The 15,540-nt window shown below is 66.1% G+C and carries 11 protein-coding genes and 1 pseudogene; 6 read left to right on the forward strand and 6 right to left on the reverse strand.

The window, feature by feature from the left end; translation table 11 throughout:
* Both G6N09_RS07950 and gltB read right to left on the reverse strand, forming a co-directional pair.
* The gene (locus G6N09_RS07950) at positions 1-1,452 is read right to left on the reverse strand and encodes a glutamate synthase subunit beta (RefSeq protein WP_083027119.1); all 1,452 of its coding nucleotides are present in this window, start codon (positions 1,450-1,452) and stop codon (positions 1-3) included.
* A complete protein-coding gene (gltB, locus tag G6N09_RS07955; RefSeq protein ID WP_083027120.1) occupies positions 1,445-6,070 on the reverse strand; it encodes a glutamate synthase large subunit in 4,626 nt (1,541 codons plus the stop codon). The genes G6N09_RS07950 and gltB overlap by 8 nt, the downstream gene beginning before the upstream one ends.
* Before the next feature lie 215 nt (positions 6,071-6,285).
* Between gltB and glnA the strand changes: the two are divergent.
* Together glnA and G6N09_RS07965 are read left to right on the forward strand one after the other, a co-directional pair.
* Positions 6,286-7,742, forward strand: a pseudogene (gene glnA, locus G6N09_RS07960) (type I glutamate--ammonia ligase).
* Between the two features lie 123 nt (positions 7,743-7,865).
* A complete protein-coding gene (locus G6N09_RS07965) occupies positions 7,866-8,918 on the forward strand; it encodes a MinD/ParA family ATP-binding protein (protein WP_109559045.1) in 1,053 nt (350 codons plus the stop codon).
* Here the strand turns inward: G6N09_RS07965 and G6N09_RS07970 are convergent.
* Positions 8,906-9,361 (reverse strand): MaoC family dehydratase, encoded by a 456-nt coding sequence (locus G6N09_RS07970; protein WP_083028000.1) that lies wholly within the window; start codon positions 9,359-9,361, stop codon positions 8,906-8,908. The two genes, G6N09_RS07965 and G6N09_RS07970, sit on opposite strands and share 13 nt — an antisense overlap.
* Positions 9,362-9,378: 17 nt before the next feature.
* Entirely contained in the window at positions 9,379-10,593 is a 1,215-nt protein-coding gene (locus G6N09_RS07975) for a CoA transferase (RefSeq protein WP_083027999.1), read from the reverse strand.
* Positions 10,594-10,796: 203 nt separating this feature from the next.
* On the opposite strand from G6N09_RS07975, the gene ag85C reads away from it, so the two are divergent.
* Together ag85C and G6N09_RS07985 are read left to right on the forward strand one after the other, a co-directional pair.
* Positions 10,797-11,789 (forward strand): diacylglycerol acyltransferase/mycolyltransferase Ag85C, encoded by a 993-nt coding sequence (gene ag85C / locus G6N09_RS07980; RefSeq protein WP_083027998.1) that lies wholly within the window; start codon positions 10,797-10,799, stop codon positions 11,787-11,789.
* Between the two features lie 88 nt (positions 11,790-11,877).
* Positions 11,878-12,306, forward strand: coding sequence for a VOC family protein (locus tag G6N09_RS07985; RefSeq protein WP_083028004.1), 429 nt, complete (start codon positions 11,878-11,880; stop codon positions 12,304-12,306).
* Here G6N09_RS07985 and G6N09_RS07990 read toward each other — a convergent pair.
* Positions 12,276-12,959 (reverse strand): YoaK family protein, encoded by a 684-nt coding sequence (locus tag G6N09_RS07990; RefSeq protein ID WP_083028003.1) that lies wholly within the window; start codon positions 12,957-12,959, stop codon positions 12,276-12,278. The genes G6N09_RS07985 and G6N09_RS07990 overlap by 31 nt on opposite strands.
* Before the next feature lie 7 nt (positions 12,960-12,966).
* A complete protein-coding gene (locus G6N09_RS07995; protein WP_083027997.1) occupies positions 12,967-14,013 on the reverse strand; it encodes a S1C family serine protease in 1,047 nt (348 codons plus the stop codon).
* Between the two features lie 228 nt (positions 14,014-14,241).
* On the opposite strand from G6N09_RS07995, the gene G6N09_RS08000 reads away from it, so the two are divergent.
* Positions 14,242-14,724 carry a hypothetical protein gene (locus tag G6N09_RS08000; RefSeq protein ID WP_083027996.1) on the forward strand — a complete coding sequence of 161 codons (483 nt, stop codon included), beginning with the start codon at positions 14,242-14,244 and terminating at the stop codon, positions 14,722-14,724.
* A 48-nt stretch (positions 14,725-14,772) separates the two neighbouring features.
* The gene (locus tag G6N09_RS08005; protein ID WP_046191038.1) at positions 14,773-15,528 is read left to right on the forward strand and encodes a L,D-transpeptidase; all 756 of its coding nucleotides are present in this window, start codon (positions 14,773-14,775) and stop codon (positions 15,526-15,528) included.
* The last annotated feature ends 12 nt before the right edge of the window (positions 15,529-15,540 follow it).

Genomic DNA, 15,540 nt, shown 5'->3' on the forward strand with positions numbered 1-15,540 from the left:
CTACCGAATGGGAGCGGCCGTCGAGACGATCGGCGACGGCAAGGCGGTGCGACCCATCAGGTAACGATCCACACTGGCCGCTGCAGAACGTCCCTCGGCGATCGCCCACACGATCAGGGACTGACCACGCCCCATGTCCCCGGCGACGAAGACACCCGGTACCGCGGTGGCGTAGTCGGCGTCACGTGCCACGTTGCCGCGATCGGTGAACTCGACGCCCAGGTCGGCCAACAGCGGTGCACGTTCCGGCCCGACGAATCCCATCGCGAGTAGCACCAGGTCTGCTTCGAGCTCGAAGTCCGTGCCCTCGACCTTCTCGAAACCACCGCCCTGGCGACGCACCTCGTGCGCGCGCAACCCGGTCACGCGGCCGTCTTTACCGGTGAATTCCTCGGTGTTGACCGAGAACACCCGGTCACCGCCCTCTTCGTGAGCCGACGTGATCCGCATTACCAAGGGGTAAGTGGGCCACGGCGTCGAGGGGTCACGCGTCTCCGGTGGGCGCGGCATGATCTCGAACTGGTGCACGTGCGTGGCGCCCTGGCGGTGCGCCGTGCCCAGGCAGTCGGCACCGGTGTCACCGCCGCCGATGATGATGACCTTCTTGCCGTGAGCGGTGATCGGGGGCTCGGCCATATCGCCCGCCTGAACCCGGTTGGCCCACGGCAGGAACTCCATCGCCTGGTAGATCCCGTCGAATTCACGGCCGGGGATCGGCAGGTCGCGCCAGGCGGTGGCGCCGCCCGCCAACACGACGGCGTCGAACTCCTCGCGCAGTTGCTCGACCGTCAGGTCGACCCCGACGTTGACTCCGGTCTTGAAGATCGTTCCCTCACCGGTCATCTGCTCAAGCCGCCGGTCCAGGATGCGCTTTTCCATCTTGAATTCCGGGATGCCGTAACGCATCAGTCCGCCGATGCGGTCCTCGCGCTCGAAGACCGTCACCGAATGTCCGCTGCGGGTGAGCTGTTGGGCAGCGGCCAGGCCGGCCGGCCCGGAACCCACCACTGCCACCGACTTGCCGGTGCGCACCGACGGCAGGATCGGGTCAGCCCAGCCCTCGGCGAAGCCGCGCTCGACGATCTCGTACTCGACCTGCTTGATGGTCACCGGCGGCTGGTTGATGCCCAGCACACAGGCGGGCTCACACGGTGCGGGGCAGAGCCGCCCGGTGAAGTCCGGGAAATTGTTCGTGGCGTGCAGCCGATCGAAGGCCTCACGCCAGCGACCGGTACGCACCAAGTCATTCCACTCCGGAATGAGGTTCCCCAGCGGACAGCCGTTGTGGCAGAACGGAATACCACAGTCCATGCAACGGCCGGCCTGCTCGCGCACGGAGTCCTCGGCGAAGTCTTCGTAGACCTCATCCCAGTCGCCCAACCGCTCGCTGACCGGGCGCCGCACCGGCAGGACCCGCAGGGGGATGTTGATGAAACCTCTCGGGTCAGCCATGAGCCGCCGCCATAATCGCCTCCTCAGGATCTGTGCCGCTGGCTTTCGCCTCGGCGACCGCGACGAGCACTCGCCGGTAGTCGCGCGGCATCACTTTGACGAAGTCCCTGCCACGGTTGGCCCAGTCGGCCAGGATCTCGCGGGCGGGAACCGAGTCGGTCGCAGCGACATGCGCCGCCAGAATGTCACGCAGCCAGGCCACGTCGTCGGCGTCGAAATCGTCGAATGTGTCGAGGTCGACCATCTCGGTGTTCAGCCGGCCGCCCAACGCCCGATCCGGGTCATAGACGTAAGCCACACCACCGGACATCCCCGCGGCGAAGTTGCGTCCGGTGGGTCCCAGAACCACAACCTTGCCCCCGGTCATGTATTCGCAGCCGTGGTCGCCGACACCCTCGACCACCGCCACCGCGCCGGAGTTGCGGACCGCGAACCGCTCGCCGACCACCCCGCGCAGGAACGCCTCGCCCGAGGTGGCGCCGAACAGAATCACGTTGCCGCCGATGATGTTCTCTTCTGCCACGTAGCCCTCGGGTACGTCCAACGACGGCCGCACCACGATCCGCCCACCGGACAGACCCTTGCCGACGTAGTCGTTGGCGTCACCGAAGACCCGCAGGGTGATCCCGGAGGGAACGAAGGCACCGAAGCTGTTGCCCGCCGACCCGGTGAAGGTGATGTCGATGGTTCCATCGGGCAGCCCCTGGGCACCGTAGGCCTTGGTGACCTCGTAGCCGAGCATGGTGCCCACGGTTCGGTTCACGTTGGAGATCGCACTGCTGAATCGGACCGGGGTACCAGAGTCGAGAGCCTCGCGACTCATGGCGATCAGTTGCTGGTCCAGCGCCTTGTCCAGACCGTGGTCCTGGCTGGAAGTGCAGTACAGCCCCTGGTTCATGAACGCCGAATCCGGTTCGTGCAGAACCGGGGTGAGGTCCAGCCGGTGGGCCTTCCAGTGGGCCCGGGCCAGCGTGGTGTCCAGTGCGTTGACCTGGCCGACCGCCTCGTTGATGGTGCGGAATCCCAATGCGGCAAGGTATTCGCGCACTTCCTCGGCGATGAACCAGAAGAAGTTCTCGACGAACTCGGGCTGGCCACTGAAGCGCTCACGCAACTTGGGGTTCTGCGTCGCCACACCCACCGGGCAGGTGTCCAGGTGGCAGACCCGCATCATGATGCAGCCCGAGACCACCAACGGTGCGGTGGCGAAGCCGAACTCCTCGCCGCCCAGCAGCGCGGCGATCACCACGTCGCGACCGGTCTTGAGCTGACCGTCGACCTGAACCACGATCCGGTCCCGAAGTCCGTTGAGCAGCAGGGTCTGCTGGGTTTCAGCCAGTCCCAGCTCCCAGGGCGCTCCGGCGTGCTTGAGCGAAGTCAACGGCGCGGCGCCGGTGCCGCCGTCGTGGCCGGAGATCAGCACCACGTCGGCGTGCGCCTTGGACACACCTGCCGCCACCGTTCCGACGCCGTTCTCGGCGACCAGCTTCACGTGGATGCGGGCCTCGGGGTTGGCGTTCTTCAGATCGTGGATCAGCTGCTTGAGATCCTCGATTGAGTAGATGTCGTGGTGCGGCGGCGGCGAGATCAGCCCGACACCCGGGGTGGCGTGACGGACTTCGGCGACCCAGGGGTAGACCTTGTTGCCCGGAAGCTGCCCGCCTTCGCCGGGCTTGGCGCCCTGCGCGATCTTGATCTGCAGGTCGGTGCAGTTGACCAGGTACTCGCTGGTCACACCGAAGCGTCCCGAGGCGACCTGTTTGATGGCGCTGCGCCGCCACGAGCCGTCGGCGTCGGGAAGGAAGCGACTGTGGTGCTCGCCGCCTTCACCGCTGTTGGACCGGCCGCCGATCCGGTTCATCGCGATTGCCAGGGTTTCGTGTGCCTCGGCGGAGATCGATCCATAGCTCATGGCACCGGTGGCGAACCGCTTGACGATCTCGGTGGCCGGCTCCACCTCTTCGATGGGCACCGGTGGGCGCTCGCCGAGTTTGAATCGCAGCAGGCCGCGCAGCGTGGCCAAACGTTCGCTCTGGTCGTCGACCAGCTTGGTGTACTCCTTGAAGACCGCGTACTGGCCGGTACGGGTGGAGTGCTGCAGCTTGAACACCGTCTCGGGGTTGAACAGGTGGATCTCACCCTCGCGACGCCACTGGTACTCCCCGCCGACCGGCAGTTCGCGGTAGGCCCGCTCCTCCGGGCGGTCCAGATAGGCCAGCCCGTGCCGGGCAGCCACGTCAGCGGCGATGTCGTCGAGCGTGATTCCACCGATCGGGCAGTACAGCCCGGTGAAGTACTCGTCGAGAACGTCCTGGGAGATCCCGATGGGCTGGAACAGCTGGGCTCCGGTGTAGGACGCCCGCGTCGAGATCCCCATCTTGGACATGATCTTGAGCACACCCTTGGAGGCCGCTTTGGCGTAGTTGTACAACGCCTTCTCGCGGTCTTGGGGCCCTTGCAAGCCGTCGATCACTCCCCGGTCGAGCATGTCCTCCACCGACTCGAACGCCAGGTAGGGGTTGATGGCGGCAGCGCCGAACCCGATCAGCGCGGCCATGTGGTGGACCTCGCGGGCGTCTCCGGACTCCACGACCAAGCCGACCTTGGTGCGGGTCCGCTCGGCGACCAAGTGGTGATGCACTGCGGCCGTGGCCAGCAGCGATGGAATGGGAGCCATCGTCTCGTCGGACTCCCGATCGGAGATCACCAGGAAGCTGGCGCCCTCAGCGATCGCCTCCGATGCGCGCGCGCACACCTGCTTGAGCGCTGCGCGCAGCCCGGCGCCGCCGGCGGCGGGCGGGTACAGGCAGCTGATGACCGCCGTAGACAGGCCGTGCGGGCCGCGGGATCCGATCTGCTGCTCCGGGTCCAGCTTCACCAGCTTCGCCAGTTCGGCGTTGCTCAGAATCGGCTGGGACAGCACGATCTGCCGCCAGGTGGGCTCTTCGGTGTTGAGCAGGTCACCTTCGGGCCCCAGGGCACCCTGCAGGCTGGTGACCACCTCTTCGCGGATGGCGTCCAACGGCGGGTTGGTGACCTGAGCGAACAGCTGCTGGAAGTAGTCGTAGAGCAGCCGCGGACGCGCGGAGAGCGCCGCCACCGGAGTGTCGGTGCCCATCGATCCGATCGGCTCGCCACCGCTGCGGGCCATCGGACCCAGCACCAGATTGAGCTCTTCGTAGGTGTAGCCGAAGATCAGCTGGCGCAGCAGCACCCGGTGGTGTTCCATTCGGGGGGCGTCACCGGGAGGCAGCTCGTCGATGCCGATCAGAGACTCGTCGATCCACTCCTGATAAGGCCGTTCGGCGGCCAGGGTGGATTTGACCTCGCGGTCGGAGATGATCCGCCCCTCGGCGGTGTCCACCAGGAACATCTTGCCCGGCTGCAGTCGCTGCCGGTGTACGACGGTGGCGGGGTCCAGATCCAGCACCCCGGCTTCGGATGCCATGACCACCAGACCGTCTTCGGTGACCCAGATACGCGACGGGCGCAGACCGTTGCGGTCCAGCACTGCGCCCACCAAGGTTCCGTCGGTGAACGTCATCGAGGCCGGGCCATCCCAGGGCTCCATGAGGGAGTCGTGGTACTCGTAGAAAGCTCGGGTGGACGCGTCCATGCTCTCGTGGCGTTCCCAGGCCTCGGGAATCATCATCAGCACCGCGTGCGGCAGGCTGCGGCCGCCCAGATGCAGCAGCTCAAGCACCTCGTCGAACCGTGCGGTATCGGAGGCACCGGGTGTGCAGATCGGGAACAGCTTGTCGACTGTGCTTTTCGCGCCCCCGGAACGTCCGGCACCGAACACGTCGGTGCGGATCAGCGCCTCGCGCGCGCGCATCCAGTTCTCGTTGCCGGTGACGGTGTTGATCTCCCCGTTGTGGGCGATCCGCCGGAACGGGTGGGCCAGCGGCCACGATGGGAAGGTGTTGGTGGAGAACCGGGAATGCACGATGCCCAGCGCACTCTGCATGCGCTCGTCGGCCAGGTCGGGATAGAACGCCTTGAGCTGCGGCGTGGTCAACATGCCCTTGTAGACCATGGTCCGGCCGGACAGGCTGGGGAAGTACACCGATTCCCGGCCGGGACCGTCCTGGCCGGGGCCCTTGCTGCCCAGCTCGTGCTCGGCGCGCTTGCGCACCACATAGGCGCGGCGCTCCAGAGCCATGCCAGACGCACCGCCGATGAACAGCTGGCGGAAGGTGGGCATGGCGTCTCGCGCCAGCGCGCCCAAGGACGAGTCGTCGATCGGCACCTCACGCCAGCCGAGGACCTGCAGGCCCTCGGCCTCCACGATCTTCTCCAAACCGACGCACGCGGCCGCCGATTCTTTGGCCGACTGTGGCAAGAAGGCGATACCGGTGGCGTAGCTGCCTTCGGGCGGAAGCTCGAAATCGGTCACCGCGCGCAGGAAGAGATCGGGAATCTGGATCAGGATTCCGGCGCCGTCGCCGCTGTTCGGCTCGGCTCCTGCGGCGCCACGATGATCCAGATTGATCAACGCGGTGATCGACTTGTCGACGATGTCGCGGCTGCGCCGGCCATGGATATCGACCACCATGGCCACACCACACGCGTCATGCTCGAACGCGGGGTTGTAGAGCCCCACCCGACTGGGCGCCATCGCACCTGACCCTTCGCACGTCTTTGCCCGCGGGCCCGATGGACCAGCGGTCAAGGTGATGTTCCGTGCGACGTTGAACGGCGTTCTTGCCTGAAAAATCTCGACAGGCAACGCCACGATATACCCCTACCTACCTAGCGTGCTAGTTCGCTGGACAGCGGGCCTGCGGTGAGGGTTGTGTTACGCCGACGCAATAACCGGATGATGTCCAGGAAATGTGCCCTACCTATCGTTTGGCTGTCTTAACGCGAAGGAGACCAAAGATGGCCGCCGACCTTTTCAAGCTGATCGCCGACGAGTCGGTTGAGTACGTCGACATTCGATTCTGCGATCTGCCCGGAGTAATGCAGCACTTCTCCATCCCGGCCGCAGCATTCGATGAGAGCGTGTTCGAAGACGGGCTGGCTTTCGATGGATCATCGATCCGTGGATTCCAGTCCATCCACGAATCCGACATGCTGCTACTGCCCGACCCGGAGACCGCGCAGATCGACCCGTTCCGGGCGGCCAAGACGCTGAACCTCAACTTCTTCGTCCACGACCCCTTCACCCGCGAGCCCTACTCACGCGACCCCCGCAACATCGCCCGCAAAGCCGAGAACTACCTGGCCAGCACCGGCATCGCCGACACCGCCTACTTCGGCGCCGAAGCCGAGTTCTACATCTTCGACTCCGTCAGCTTCGACTCCCAAATCAACGGCACCTTCCACAAAGTCGACGCCGCCTCAGGCTGGTGGAACACCGGACGCACCACCGAACCCGACGGCACCCCCAACCTCGGCTACAAAGTCCGCCCCAAAGGCGGCTACTTCCCCGTCGCCCCCAACGACCAATACGTCGACCTCCGCGACGTCATGTCCACCAACCTCACCAACGCCGGCTTCACCGTCGAACGCGGCCACCACGAAGTCGGCACCGGCGGCCAAACCGAAATCAACTACAAATTCAACACCCTGCTCCACGCCGCCGACGACCTCATGCTCTTCAAATACCTCATCAAAAACACCGCCTGGGCCCACGGCAAAACCGTCACCTTCATGCCCAAACCCCTCTTCGGCGACAACGGCTCCGGCATGCACGTCCACCAATCCCTCTGGCAAACCGGCACACCCTGTTCTACGCCGGCCTGTCCGACACCGCCCGCCACTACATCGGCGGCATCCTGCACCACGCACCCTCACTACTGGCCTTCACCAACCCCACCATCAACTCCTACAAACGCCTCGTACCCGGCTACGAAGCCCCCATCAACCTCGTCTACAGCCAACGCAACCGCTCCGCCTGCGTACGCATCCCCATCACCGGCACCAACCCCAAAGCCAAACGCCTGGAATTCCGCTGCCCCGACTCCTCCGGCAACCCCTACCTGGCCTTCTCCGCCATGCTCATGGCCGGCATCGACGGCATCAAGAACAAAATCGAACCCGCCGCCCCCGTCGACAAAGACCTCTACGAACTGCCCCCCGACGAAGCCGCCCAAATCGCCCAAGCACCCACCTCACTGGCCCAAGTCATCGACAACCTCGAAGCCGACCACGAATACCTCACCGAAGGCGGCGTCTTCACCCCCGACGTCATCGACACCTGGATCAACTACAAACGCGACAACGAAATCACCCCCATCAACCTGCGCCCCCACCCCTACGAATTCGCCCTCTACTACGACTGCTGAGGCCGGGCGCACGCTCGACTCGGTCGTTAGGGCTGGGCTCATCGGTGATGGGCACCTGCGCGGCTAAGCTGCACAGTTGTTGGGCCACCCGGCCGTGCCGCTGCCGTATGCCTCGAGGAGCCGATGAACGCAGACGACGATTTTCTGCGGGAGCGGGTGCCCCCGCCGCAGCAGCAGCCGCGGCCGTGGGCCCCGCCGCCACAACAGCCTGCGCCGCAACCTCAACCGGCGCCCTACCTGCAGCCGGGCCCGATGACGCGGCCACAGCCCACCCGCGGCTGGCGACGAGTCGTGCTTTCAGCGACGCTCGGGCTGGTCAACCTGGGGCCGTCGCCTGCGGAGAGGGAAGAAGCGGCATATCTGGCGGCTATCCGGTCACTGCCCAACGGCAGTTACAAGGTGGGCGTTCTCGGTAAGGGCGGCGTCGGCAAGACAACGGTGGCGGCCAGCGTCGGATCGGTGTTCGCGGCCCTGCGCCGCGCCGACCACGTAGTGGCGGTCGACGCAGACACTGCGTTCGGCCGGCTCGGCAGTCGGATCGATCCCCACGCCACCAGCTCCTACTGGGATCTGGCCGCCGACCAGGGCATGCAGTCGTTCTCTGACATCAGCAGCCGGGTGGGTGCCAACGCGGCGGGGCTCTATGTGTTGGTGGGTGAGCCCGCGGCGGGCAAGCGCCGAATCCTCGACGCGGCGTTGTACCGGGAGGCAGCGCTGCGCTTGGACCGGCATTTTACCATTTCGATCATCGACTGTGGCTCGACCATGGACTCGCCGGTGACCCAAGAGGCTCTGCGGGACCTGGACGCTCTGATCGTGGTCTCGTCGCCGTGGGCGGATGGTGCCGGCGCGGCAGCTAAAACTATGGAGTGGCTGGCGGATCGGGGCCAGGGCGGGCTGCTGCAGCGCACCGTGGTGGTGCTCAACGACTCCGACGGCCACGCCGACAAGCGCACCCGCTCGGCTCTGACCGCACAGTTCCTCCAGCATGGCCAGGCAGTGGTCGAGGTGCCGTTCGATCCGCACCTGCGGCCAGGCGGGGTGATCGACGTGATGAGTGAGATGACGCCGGGGGCCCGCCGGCGGTTTCTGCAGATCGCGGCGATCGTCGCCCACTACTTCGCGTCCTGGCCGCGGGGACGGGACGCGAAGCCCGGCCGGTCTCAGAGCACGTAGCGCACGACGCTCTCGGCGACGCAGGCCGGCTTGGCATGGGCGTCGATGGACACCGTGGTCGAGTAGGTCACCTGGTGCGCGCCACCACCGACATCGGCTACCTCCACTACTGACGTCTCGGCACGGATCTTGGAGCCCACCGGGACCGGCGCGGGGAAGCGCACCTTGTTCAGGCCGTAGTTGATCGCCAGCTTGACCCCTTCTACCCGGCTGATCTGTGCCATCAGCTGCGGCAACATCGCCAGCGTCATATATCCGTGGGCGATCGTGGTCCCAAACGGCCCGTTGGCCGCCCGCTCGGGGTCGACGTGGATCCATTGATGGTCGCCGGTCGCGTCCGCGAACAGGTTGACCGCGTCTTGAGTGACGGTCACCCAGTCGCTGTGGCCGATCACCTGACCCGCGCATGCGGCAAGTTCTTCGATTGATCCGAAAGTACGCATCTGCCCTCGCTCCCGTGCTATTCCGTGGCGACCGCGCCCTGATGGCGCAGCCGGTTGATGTCTTCGGCGCTCAGTCCGAGGCGGTCGGCCAGCACCTGCACGGTGTCGGCGCCCAGCGCTGGTGCCACGGCCGCAGGTGGGTGGATACCGTCGATGGACGACGGGAGCCCGGCAGCCAAGTACTCCCCCACCCGAGGCTGATCCAGTTCGGTGAACATGGGGTTGTCGCGCAGGCCTTCGTCCGCCGCGACTTCGGCAAAGCTGCGGTAGCGGTCCCACAGCAGCGATGTCGTTGCCAGTGCGGCCTCGATCTGCTCTGCCGAACGGGCGGTGAACCAGCCGCTGAACAGTCCGGTGAGCAGGTCGCGGTGGCGGTAGCGCTGCCCTTCGTCGTTGAAGTCGATGTCGCGCGCTTGCGCAAGCGCGGCAAGGACTTTCGTCGATCCGGTCAACTCGGCCAGATCGCGAAAGTGTCGGTCGGTCAGGGTCACCACCATGAATGACGTACCGTCTGTGCTGGTGAAGCTCTGCCCGTACTGGCCGTAGATCGCGTTGCCGATACGTTCCCGGCGGACACCGTTGACCATGGCCTCGGTGAGGAAACCCAACGTGCTGGCGGTCCCCAACGCGACGTCCTGCAGCGCCAGGCGGATCCGGCAGCCCTCCCCTGTCTGCGCCCGCCGGTGCAGCGCGGCCGACACCGCGAGCGCGGCGTGCAGTCCGCAGGCGATGTCCCACGCCGGGAGCACGTGGTTGATCGGCGCGGCGTAGTCGGCTGGGCCAGTCACTAAAGGAAAGCCGACACTCGCGTTGACCGTGTAGTCCACCGCAGTGGATCCGTCCGATCGACCGACTACTTCGAGATGGATCAGATCAGGACGCTCCGACGCGAGGGTGTCATGGGAAAGCCACTGCCTGCCAGCCATATTGGTGATCAGTACGCCACTGTCGGCGATCAACCGCTGGACTACTCGCTGGCCCTCGGGAGACCGCAGATCGGCCACCACGGAGCGCTTACCCTTGTTCAGTCCCGCCCAGTAGATGGATGTGCCGTCCTCGGTGACCGGCCAGCGCCGGTAGTCGGCAGCACCGCCGATCGGGTCAATGCGCACCACATCGCAGCCCAGTTGCGCCAGGGTCATCCCGGCGAGTGGTACGGCGACGAAACTGGCGATCTCGATGACGCGAACCCCCGCCAGCGGACTCGGCGCGTCCGCAGCATTCGCCTGCATGAACTGCCCCTCTGTCGATGATTACACCGAACTATATGCCCCCACCGTGGACGCGTCCGGGCAGCGGCGAGTCCGCCCTGAATCTCAATCGTTGCCGAACCGCGATATGAAAACCCGTGGCGGCGAACGGGTCACGGCGGCCACCCGTGTTTGACTCCGTTCAGAAGGGCTAGACCGCACGACATTGGGATGGGACAAGGGCTATGAAGAGCGTTGAGAAGTTACGTAACGCGGCGAGTCGGCTACCGCGCCGGCTGATGGTCGCGGCGGTGGGGGCCGCGCTGCTGGGCGGCCTCGTCGGGGCTGTCGGTGGTACGGGTAACGCGTCCGCGTTCTCCCGCCCGGGCCTGCCGGTGGAGTACCTGCAGATCCCCTCGGCTGCGATGGGCCGTGACATCAAGGTGCAATTCCAGCCGGGTGGCACCCACGCGGTGTACCTGCTCGACGGACTGCGCGCCCAGGACGACTACAGCGGTTGGGACATCAACACCCCGGCGTTCGAGGAGTACTACCAGTCCGGACTGTCGGTGATCATGCCCGTCGGAGGGCAGTCCAGCTTCTACTCGGACTGGTACCAGCCGTCGCAGGGCAACGGCCAGAACTACACCTACAAGTGGGAGACCTTCCTGACCCGGGAGATGCCCACCTGGCTGCAGGCCAACAAGGGTGTTTCGCCCTACGGCAATGCCGTGGTCGGACTGTCCATGGCAGGCGGTTCCTCGCTGATCCTGGCGTCCTACTACCCGCAGCAGTTCCCCTACGCGGCAGCGCTTTCGGGCTTCCTGAACCCGTCCGAGGGCTGGTGGCCCACCTTGATCGGGCTGGCGATGAACGACGCCGGCGGTTACAACGCCAACAGCATGTGGGGCCCGTCGTCGGACCCGGCGTGGAAGCGCAATGACGCAATGCTGCAGATCCCGCGGCTGGTCGCCAACCGCACTCGGATCTGGGTGTACTGCGGCAACGGCACACCGAGCGACCTCGGCGGCAACAACCTGCCCGCCAAGTTCCTGGAGAGCCTGACGCTGCGCACCAATCAGCAGTTCCAGCAGAACTACGCCGCAGCTGGCGGCACCAACGGCGTGTTCAACTTCCCGGCCAACGGGACGCATGACTGGCCGTACTGGAACGAGCAGCTGGTCGCGATGAAGCCGGACATCCTGCGCACGCTGGGTGTGGGCATCGACCCGACCTGATCGAGACCCCCAACACGTCGGCAGCAGTGCGATACCGCACTGCTGCCGACGTGTTGTGGGCCAACCCCGCGTCGTCGATGCTGTCACCATGACGAATCGGTTGGTTGGCATCACGATCGACTGCGCTGATCCCGCACGGCTGGCTTCGTTCTGGAGCGCGATGCTCAACGTGGCCGTGACCGACGAACACAGCGGCGACGGCGAATGGGCCACCGTCGGCTCTCGCCGCGACGCCCGGCCGCGCTTGACCTTCCAGCGGGTACCCGAGCCCAAGACCGGTAAGACCCGGATCCACCTCGACATTCAGGTCGACGCTATCGATGCTGGGCACCAGCAAGTAGCAGCCCTGGGCGGGCGATGGTCCGGCATCCGTCACGACTACGACGAGGGGTCCGTACTGGTCATGCACGACCCCGAGGGCAATGAGTTCTGCATCGTCGAGTACTTCGACCAGCACGGCCAGCCGCCGGGCAGCACGCTACCGGGTCAGCGCCAGAGCCCGCGGCCATCGACATAGCGGTGGCTGTACCAGGTGGCCAACAGGCAGATGACCGTGGCGGTGGCCAGCATCCAGGTACCACCGACGAAGATGCTGATCACGCCACCGATTGTCGCGCCCGAGATGTAGCCGGTCAGCAGCATGAAGTTGAAGAACCAGTCGTGGATGGTTCCGCCGCTGATGTGGCGCTCGATGCCCTGGCCCAGCTTCACCACCGTGCCGGTCACGTAGCTCAGGGGGATCGATACTTCGCCGTCGCGCACGAACGTGGTGTTCAGCGCACCGACACCGAACGCGACCAGCAGGATCGGCAGCAGGGGAACCGGCAAGGCCGGACCGCCCTCGACCCAGTCGACCACCGTCGCAGTCAACAACGACGCACCCGTCAGCCGCAACGCTCCATGGGGCCGACTGCGCCACAGATGCCGGTGGCACAGCGAGGCGATCACCACACCGGAGATGAAGGACACCAGCAGCGCGGCGGCCGAGATCGACATCCACATGCTGTCGGTGAACAACCCCAGCGCTGCACGCCCGGCGTTGCCGGTCATGAAGGTGACGAAGTAGCCCTCGGAGTGGGTGTAGGCCGTGGCGGCCAAGACTCCGGCCAGCCCGGCGAGTACCCAGGACAGCCGCGACTCACTGTTGTAGTGCTCTCGTAATTTAGGCACGTATCCGTCAGCCGACCGGACCGGGAACAAGGGTCACGTCGGCCTGGTGTTCGCCAGTGGCCGGGTTGCGCCAAGTCAGGGTGACGGTGTCGCCCGGATGACGCTGGTCGAGGACGCTGGTCAGGTCGGTCGCCGTGTTGACCGGCAGGCCGTTCACCGAGGTGATGATGTCGTCGCGGGCGATACCGGTGGCCGCGGCCGGCGTGCCGTCGAGCACTTGGGCGACACGCGCCCCACCGTTGCTGTCCACCACACCGACTCCCATGAAGGCGGTCGCGCCGATATGCACGGTGTTCGAGGAGATTCCCGCCCGAATCTGGTTGGCGATGGCCATCGCCTGGTCGATCGGGATCGCATAGCCTTCGCCGCCGGGCTGGGCGAACTTGTAGCTGTCCGATGCCGCGGTGTTCATACCGATGACTTGTCCGGCGGCGTTGACCATCGGGCCACCCGAGTCGCCGGGGCGGATCGCGGTGTCGGCCTTGATCATGTTGGTCAGCGTCTCGGTGGTACCGGTCAGTTCGTCGGCGGCCGAGACCGTCTGGTTCAGAGCGATGACGCGTCCGGGCGCCACGCTGGGCGGGCCGCCGTGGCCTCCGGCGTTGCCCATCGACACCACCGGGTCACCGACGGCGACACGCGAGGAATTGCCGATGCTCGCGGCGGGCAGGCCGTCGGCCCCGCGCAACTGCAGTACCGCGACGTCGTGGCTGCGGTCGAAACCGAGCACGTCGACTTCGTAGGTCTGGCCCTTGACGACGGAGACTGCCGTGAGTGCGGTGGCGCCGGCGACGACGTGATTGTTGGTCAGCACCACACCGCTGGGATCCAAGACGATGCCGGTTCCGGCTCCGACCGCGCTCTGATAGTCCAGCTTGGCGTCAATGTTGACCACCGCGGGACCAACCTGAGCGACCATGGCAGCGGGGTCGAGCGGAGCGGCAGGCAGCCTGGGGGAGGCCTGAACCGGAGCTGCCATCAGCCCGGCGGTGGCTACGGCCACCGTCGTCACGCTGAGCAGCCGCCAACGGCCGGGGCGATGCGCTCCGCTCATACGTCATACCTCCTGCAGTCGGGTGACAATCCAGGCCACATCTGCCCGGCCGTCCCGGGATGTCGCAGATGCTGGACTCGCGAAACAAGAACCACCAGCGTACCGGAACCGCCGTAACGGCCGGCAAACGCCGGACGCATTCGTCTCGACGCCCCGCCGCAGTTCTTGTGCGCAGCCCCCGTTACGGGAAGGCTGAACTCCGCAGGCGCCCACAACGAGAGGACGACCATGTCGACAATCGACGGGCTACCCGCCCACGTCGTCCTGCTGCACGTCGTGGTGTCGCTGGTGCCCCTGACCGCAGTCCTGCTGATCGTGTGCGCGCTGTGGCCCGCCGCGCGCCGCCGGTTGATCTGGCTGGTGGTGACCTTCTCCGCCGTCACGCTGGTGGTCACGCCGCTGACGATCACGGCCGGCGAATGGTTGGCCGACACCGGCAAGTTCGCCGGCTCACCCGAGCTCGACGCCCATATGGCCGCCGGGGAGTACGGCCTCTACATGGCGTTGGGCCAGGCCGTCGCCGCGGCGCTGCTGGCCGGGCTGCACCTAGCGCTCACCCGTGGCCGAGCGGTGGGGACGCTGCTTCGGCTGGGGATTGTCGTGGGCGTCATCACGCTGGCAGGCGGGTCGATGTTGGCGATCCACAACATCGGTTCGACCGGGACCAAGGCAGCCTGGGGAAGTCTGCTCGCACCGTCCGAGGATCACTAAACCTGCGCCGACGGGGTCGCTGTTGGCACAATGGACGCCATGCGCAATGTGAGGCGGGGAATTGTGGCCATCGCCGGGTCGGTGGCCGTGACTGTCGGCTCTCTGGGGGCATCGGCCGGCATCAGCGAGGCCGCCCAGGTGCCGCCGGAGTTGGGGCCGGCGATCGCCGCCATCGAGCCGGCCGCCGGCTCCGTCGTCGGCGTGGCGTACCCGGTGATTGTGACCTTCGCCGGGCCGGTCAGTGACCGGGCGGCCGCCGAACGGGGAATCCATATCAGTTCCACGGGCAACACCGCCGGACACTTCGAGTGGTCGGGCAACGATGTCGTGCAGTGGATACCCGACGGCTACTGGTCGCCGCACAGCAAGATCAGCGTGGATGCGCACGGTATGTCAACGGGTTTCGAGACCGGCGACGCGGTGGTGGGGCTCGCGGACATCTCCGACCACACCTTCACCGTCAGCGTGAACGGGGAGATCCAGCGGATCATGGCGGCATCGATGGGTAAGCCCAAGCGCCCCACCCCGATCGGCTCATTCACCGCTTTGTCGAAAGAGCGCACCATCAAGTTCGATTCGCGCACCATCGGCATTCCGCTCAATGACCCGGAGGGCTATCTGCTCAACGGGGAGTACGCAGTTCGCGTCACCTGGAGCGGCGTGTACGTGCACTCAGCGCCATGGTCGGTGGGCTCTCAGGGCTATTCGAATGTCAGCCACGGATGCATCAACCTCAGTCCTGAAGACGCTGCGTGGTACTTCAACTCGGTCCACCTGGGCGACCCGATTATCGTGCAGGCCTAGGCGACTCGGGTA

Origin of the sequence: Mycolicibacter minnesotensis (assembly GCF_010731755.1) — a bacterium.
Taxonomy (GTDB): domain Bacteria; phylum Actinomycetota; class Actinomycetes; order Mycobacteriales; family Mycobacteriaceae; genus Mycobacterium; species Mycobacterium minnesotense.

Coding starts and splice junctions, on each gene's coding strand:
- G6N09_RS07950 (WP_083027119.1), bottom strand. CDS start 1,452: ATGGCTGACCCGAGAGGTTTCATCAACATCCCCCTGCGGGTCCTGCCG.
- gltB (WP_083027120.1), bottom strand. CDS start 6,070: ATGGCGCCCAGTCGGGTGGGGCTCTACAACCCCGCGTTCGAGCATGAC.
- G6N09_RS07975 (WP_083027999.1), bottom strand. CDS start 10,593: ATGCAGGCGAATGCTGCGGACGCGCCGAGTCCGCTGGCGGGGGTTCGC.
- G6N09_RS07985 (WP_083028004.1), top strand. CDS start 11,878: ATGACGAATCGGTTGGTTGGCATCACGATCGACTGCGCTGATCCCGCA.
- G6N09_RS07970 (WP_083028000.1), bottom strand. CDS start 9,361: ATGCGTACTTTCGGATCAATCGAAGAACTTGCCGCATGCGCGGGTCAG.
- G6N09_RS08000 (WP_083027996.1), top strand. CDS start 14,242: ATGTCGACAATCGACGGGCTACCCGCCCACGTCGTCCTGCTGCACGTC.
- G6N09_RS07965 (WP_109559045.1), top strand. CDS start 7,866: ATGAACGCAGACGACGATTTTCTGCGGGAGCGGGTGCCCCCGCCGCAG.
- ag85C (WP_083027998.1), top strand. CDS start 10,797: ATGAAGAGCGTTGAGAAGTTACGTAACGCGGCGAGTCGGCTACCGCGC.
- G6N09_RS07995 (WP_083027997.1), bottom strand. CDS start 14,013: ATGAGCGGAGCGCATCGCCCCGGCCGTTGGCGGCTGCTCAGCGTGACG.